3 protein-coding genes are annotated in these 5,832 nt (G+C 60.5%); 2 read left to right on the forward strand and 1 reads right to left on the reverse strand.

What is annotated here, in order from left to right:
* Both EOA27_RS18790 and EOA27_RS18795 read left to right on the forward strand, forming a co-directional pair.
* Nucleotides 1–414 (forward strand): cytochrome ubiquinol oxidase subunit I (locus EOA27_RS18790; RefSeq protein ID WP_145970408.1); only part of this gene is annotated, 414 nt, incomplete at its 5' end.
* 2 nt (nt 415–416) lie between these two features.
* Nucleotides 417–1,481, forward strand: coding sequence for a cytochrome d ubiquinol oxidase subunit II (locus EOA27_RS18795; protein WP_245491118.1), 1,065 nt, complete (start codon nt 417–419; stop codon nt 1,479–1,481).
* Between the two features lie 271 nt (nt 1,482–1,752).
* Here the strand turns inward: EOA27_RS18795 and EOA27_RS18800 are convergent, their stop codons facing one another.
* The gene (locus tag EOA27_RS18800) at nt 1,753–5,820 is read right to left on the reverse strand and encodes an ATP-binding protein (protein WP_189562057.1); all 4,068 of its coding nucleotides are present in this window, start codon (nt 5,818–5,820) and stop codon (nt 1,753–1,755) included.
* Nucleotides 5,821–5,832 lie beyond the last annotated feature (12 nt).

Consider the following 5,832-nt stretch of genomic DNA (forward strand, 5'->3'; position numbering starts at 1 on the left):
CTCCTCGCGATGGCGATAACGGGCGGGATCCTCCGCTGGCGTGGGCGGCTGTTCACCACTCGCTGGTTCCAACTCGCGGCCATGGCGACGACGCCGCTCGGTTTCGTCGCGGTAATCGCTGGCTGGACCGTGACTGAGACAGGGCGGCAGCCCTATGTGGTCTACGGCCATCTGCGCACACTGGATGCAGCCTCGCCAATCGCTGCGAGTTCCGTACTCGTTTCGCTGCTGCTGTTTGTGGTGGTCTATAACCTTCTGCTGCTCGCCTTCTTCTGGTACGGCGCGCGGATCGTCATGCGCGGCCCGGAAGACGTAAGCGTCCACCCGAATGCGGTGCGACCCGGGCTTGAACAGGCGGGCCCTGCCATGGCGGGCGGCTTCCTCAACAAAAGTCCGTCGCTGGCGGGAGAATGACCATGGATCTTCCGCTGATCTTCGCGCTTGTCGCGGCCGGAGCGGTCGGACTCTATGTCCTGGCGGACGGCTTCGATCTCGGCATCGGCCTCCTCTTTCTTCTCGCGCCGCGCGAGCAGGACCGGGATCTGATGATGGAGAGCATCGCGCCAATGTGGGATGGCAACGAGACCTGGCTCGTCTTCGGAGGGGCGCTTCTCTGGACGGCTTTCCCGATCGCCTACTACGTCCTTCTTCCTGCGTTCTACTTGCCTCTGATGATCATGCTTTTCGCGTTGATCTTTCGAGGCATTGCCTTCGAGTTCCGTTTTCAGGCCAGGCTATTCCGGCGAGGCTGGGATTATGCATTTGCCGCCGGCTCACTTCTGGCGGTGTTGGCCCAAGGCCTCGTGCTAGGGGGCTTCATCGGCGGAGTACCAGTCGAGAGCGGGATGTCTTCCGGTGGACCATTCAGCTGCTTTACTGTCCTGGGGTTGCTCTGCGCCGTGGGCCTTGTCAGCGGCTATGCTCTACTCGGCGCGGGCTGGCTTATCTGGAAAACGGATGGCCCGACCCAGATCTTCGGCCGGGAGGTCGGGCATGCGGCGTTGATCCTGACAGCGGCCTCCATGGCCATGGTTAGCGCGTGGACGGCTTTTACGGTGCCTGAGGTGGCGGAGCGCTGGTTCGCCTGGCCGCACATACTGCCGCTGGCACTCATGCCCCTGGCCGCGGTGGTCGCCATCGTGCTGATCTGGCGCTCGCTTTGGGGTTCCAACGATGGTCGGGCGTTCGTGTTGACGATTGTGCTGTTCCTGCTTGGCTTTGGCGGGCTCGCCGTCAGCCTGTGGCCCTATGTTGTGCCGCGCCATGCCACTGTGTGGAGCGCCGCTTCAGATCCCGCGACCCTGCGTTTTGTCGGCGCGGGCGTGCTCATCATCCTTCCCATCATCATCGCCTACCTCGGCCATGCTTACTGGGTGTTCCGCGGCAAGACGGTGCTCGGAGCTGGTTACGGCAGTCGGGGTGCCGAGATGCATGTCGGACGTCGCACGGCGGCGAGCCGCAATGAACTCCATCTGAGCTGAGCGATCGGCATTGGCTGGCGGCCATGGAGGCAAGAGCCGAGGTGAGCGCGTCATTGGCAACAACTCACGAAGGCTGTCAGTTCCGCTTCTTGGGATTGCCGTGGAGCGCATGGAGCTTCGCATTCCGCACGTGGATCGCGATGATGGCAGCGCTCTACGTAGCCTTCTGGCTGCTGCTTGAGAGCCCCTCGGCGGTCGATCGCCCGTAGACGGCAAAGAGCATTTTAGTGCGGCCTTGCTGGCAAGGGGTCCGTGGTTTTGCTCAAGGCGCTCATTCTTCTTCCATTTGCGGCAAGGTGAATTGGAAAATGGCGCCGCGCGGCTTGTTTGCGCTTGCCCACATTTTTCCGCCATGAGCCTCTATGATGGTGCGACAAATCGGAAGCCCCATCCCGAGGCCCGTGGGCTTGGTCGTATAGAGAGCTTCGAAGACGTCCTCGACACCCTTAAAAGTTAAGCCCGGTCCAGTGTCGCGGACTGTAACGATCACGCCATCAGGCGTATGCTGCGCGGTGATGATGTGTAGATCGCGAGCTTCGTCCTCAATCTCACTCATCGCCTCGATCGCATTGGCGATCAGGTTGAGGACGACTTGCTGGAGCTGAACCCGGTCCGCTCGAACAACCGGCAAGCCCCCTTCGAGTTCCGCACGTACTGTGACCCCGTTCTTGAGCGCTTCGCCTTGGGTGAGAGCCACGATCTCTCCGACCACTTCATTGATGTCCAGGTCCGCCTTGGACGGCGGTGCCTTTCCGAAGAGCGCGCGCATCCTGTCTATGATCTCGCCCGCTCGCGTGCCGTCCTTGACGATGCGTTCCAGCGCCTGCTGGACTTCCATCAAATCGGGCGGCTGTTTGCTGAGCCAACGCAGGGCGGCCTGGCCATTGGTAAGTGCCGCGGCGATCGGCTGATTGACTTCGTGCGCAATCGAGGCCGTCAGTTGACCCATTGTCGCGACGCGGTTGGCACGAGCCAGCCGCGACTGAATCTCGCGATACCGCCGCTCGTTCTCGCGCGCTTCAGCCTCCGCCCGCTTGAGGCCGGTCAAATCGAGCACGAAGGCAACGCCCTCGCCGCCCCTCTCCTCGAAGCTCGCCACACCGATAAGCACGGGCAACCGGGTTCCGTCCTTCCGCAAGTACTCTTTCTCGAAGGGTGGCAGACTGCCCGCGATCTTCAGTTCTGGCACAAACTGCTGCAGATCGCGGTCAAGCCATTCGGCCGGTGTCAGGTCCGTCCATCGCAGGCGACCTGAGGCAAGATCGTCACGGTCATAGCCCACCATCCGCAGAAGCGCCTCATTGGCCTCGGTGATCCGGCCTTCGATGTCCCAAAAAAAGATGCCGATGATATTGGCGTCGACCAGACGCCTGATTTTTGTCTCCCGCTCTGTCAGGTCCATATATAGTCGCGTGTTTTCCAGCGAGATCGCTGCCTGCGACGCAAGCAGCTTCAGCACCGGAATTCGCGTCGGCGCGAACACACCGGAAGCAAGGTTGTTCTCCAGGTAGAGTAGACCGATGAGCTTGGATTGGTTGAGCAACGGCAGGCAAAGGACGGAACGGGCCTGAACTGCACGGAAGTAAGAATCTTCCGAAAATGGATTGTCTGCCCTGGCCTGATCGATGACCACGCTTTCCCGCATTTGCTCGACATAGCGTAGAACGGAGGCCGGCACCCTGTCCGGCGACATCACCTCGTCCAACAACTGGACAGTTACCGTGTCTCCGTCAGTAATCGCCTCGACGACGATCCGTTGCTCTGCTCCTCGCGAGATCAGCAACACTCCCCGTTGCGCACCGGCCTGTTCGATGGCCGTGCGCATGACCGTGTCGAGCAGCTTTTCCAGGATCATCTCGCCGGACACGGATTGCGAAACCTTGAGCACCGTCGCGAGGTCGAGGTGGTCGACGGGTGCCTGGATCGTTGTTGTGGGATTGGGCAGCGCGCGCTCGTCATCCCTGAGATGAGGGTAAAGTTGATCGAGCTGACGCACCTTGCCGTCGGCGCCCCAGTTCAAATAACAGCGCCTGGCGTTCCGAAAATAGAGATGCGATATCTCATCGAAGCCGCGCGCTCGATAAAAGCGGGCGGCCCATTCATAGGCCAGCCCCTCGTTCTGCATGAAACCCTGCTCGCGTGCCGAGCCCACGGCGCGTTCGTAGAGCCGCTCGGCCTCCAGTTCCCGACCTTGCAGGCGAGCGATCTCCGCTTCGACCAGGGCTGCTCGATTTTCGAAGTTCTCAGGGCAATTCCCCGCCCAGAACACGAGCTTCTTGTGATGTTCGCCCAACGCCTTGAGATGCTCGCGCTGTTCGACCGGAGTCGCGTCATCAAATGCAGCCGCCCGCGCAAGCGCGTCGTAGAAATGGTATTCAGCCGCTTCGATGAACGGGCCATCCGTCCAAAAAAATCGTTGCACATAGCGGCCGGCTTCCAAGGCCTCATCATACCGACCGGAGAGAATGAGAGCCTGCAGTTTCCGGATCCAATACCAACATGCTGGCAGCGCCAGATAGCGGTCGGCGAGCAGATATTGTTCGAAGCGGCTCTCATCAAATTGGTCGTCGGAAAACGAACCGAAGTCAGGCGTGAGGCCTCTGAGCGTCTTGATGATTCCCAACTGGCCAACAATGACGGCAGTGGTTACATCGAAACCCAGTTTTTGCGCGAATTGAAGGCCATGCTCGGCCGTGCGCTGTACCTCCGCAAGCGGCGTACCCAGCGACAGGAGTTGCGTGACAGTCGCGTCGTACAAATAGCCGGCATAAGTCAACTCGCCCGCTTCCAAAACCATCTCAAGCGCACGCCGGATTACTGGCTGGGCGTCACGGAAGGGCCGAATCCAGGGTAGAACCATCACCCCGAAAGCCGAGTGCACACGAACCTTGTAGCGTTCAAAGCCCTCTTTCCCGACTAGATCCAAGCTGAGCTGGCTGAAGCGTTTCGTCGATTCATAGTCACCGAAGCGGACGCCAAGTGCCAGGTTGAGGCTCGCATAAGCATGGGCAGACGCATCGCAATTGCCGTGGTCTATGCTCAGATTTACCATCCGCAATACGAGCAGGCTTTCCAGGTTCTCATTGGCGTACAGGCCCGGCGACAGAAGCTCGAGGAGCACATCCATCGTGGCGCGCCGTTGCGGATCCGACATTAGCGGCAAATCGTACAGCGCCTCGATACTCCGGCCTTCGAGCCGTCGCCACATGCTCTCGAGCTCCTCGCCGACTTCCTCATCCGTCGGGGCAGCGGACCACTCAATGCCAACCTCGCGCAAATATTGGAGGCCCACCTCAATGGCACGATCCGGGCGTCCCGACAGCATGTGGAGAAGAACCTGCATACGTGTAGTTGCAGCTCTGTCCAGAACGCTCGCAGCGCGCCGTTGCAGCATCGACAGCCGCTCCTCTGCACCGGCCAGATTGCCGGTCAGCAACTCGCATTCGGCATTGTTGATGTCGATTGCAAAGGCGATGTCATAGCAGCGCGTCCACGGCTCAACGGGCAGAAGCGTCCCCCCGAGGACGAAGTAGTTCAACGCTGAAGCGTAGGCGGTCGCCGCCTTGGCGCGCTTACCGGCTATCAGGTTCAATTCGGCCAGCTGTAAACGCTCGCCCTCAGCCGTGATCAGGGCAGCGCCGCGGTTGAGCTGATTGACGATCTCGAAAATGACCTCGTCCCGCTTATGGGGCGGGGTGTTGGCCTCAAGCAGCCTGCCAATCCTGAGATGGACCGCCGCTCGCAAATCTTCGGGAATCAGCGAATACGCAGCTTCCTGGACACGGTCATGGAGGAAGCGGTAGGCGTCTTCCGAACGGAGCACGAGACCCGCACGAACTGCTTCCCAGAGGTCGCTGTGAATGTCCTCCATCGATGTGTCGTAGACCGTAGTCAGCAGATCGAGTTCAGCACTGGCACCCAAGCAGGCAAGCTTCTGCAACGCTCTCTGGGTTCCGACCGGCAGCCGGCTCAATTTTTCCAACAAGAGGTCAACGACATTGTCGGTGTAGCCCTTGGCGTGAATGCGATCGATGTCCCATGACCATTGCGCCTCGCGGTGGTCGAAAGCGAGCAGCCCCTCTTCCGCGAGCGAGGAAGTGAATTGAATGGCGAAGAATGGATTGCCGGCCGTCTTCTCGTGGATCAGTTGCGCCAGCGGTCGAACGCGCTCCGGCTCGTGGCGAAGAGAATCTCCGGTCAGGCGCTCCAGATCTTCCGGGGCGAGCGGCGCAAGCACGATCTCGTTGACCACCGAGCCCGACTTGCGGATGGCATTTAACTTGTGCATCAGCGGATGCGCGAGGCTCACCTCGTTGTCGCGGTAGGCGCCAACCAGCATCAGATGCCGAAC

This window comes from Mesorhizobium sp. M2A.F.Ca.ET.037.01.1.1 (assembly GCF_003998075.1).
Classification (GTDB): domain Bacteria; phylum Pseudomonadota; class Alphaproteobacteria; order Rhizobiales; family Rhizobiaceae; genus Mesorhizobium.

Bases quoted from the DNA above. Each gene is read 5' to 3' on its own strand.
- EOA27_RS18795 (WP_245491118.1), top strand. From the start codon at position 417: ATGGATCTTCCGCTGATCTTCGCGCTTGTCGCGGCCGGAGCGGTCGGA.
- EOA27_RS18800 (WP_189562057.1), bottom strand. From the start codon at position 5,820: ATGCTGGTTGGCGCCTACCGCGACAACGAGGTGAGCCTCGCGCATCCG.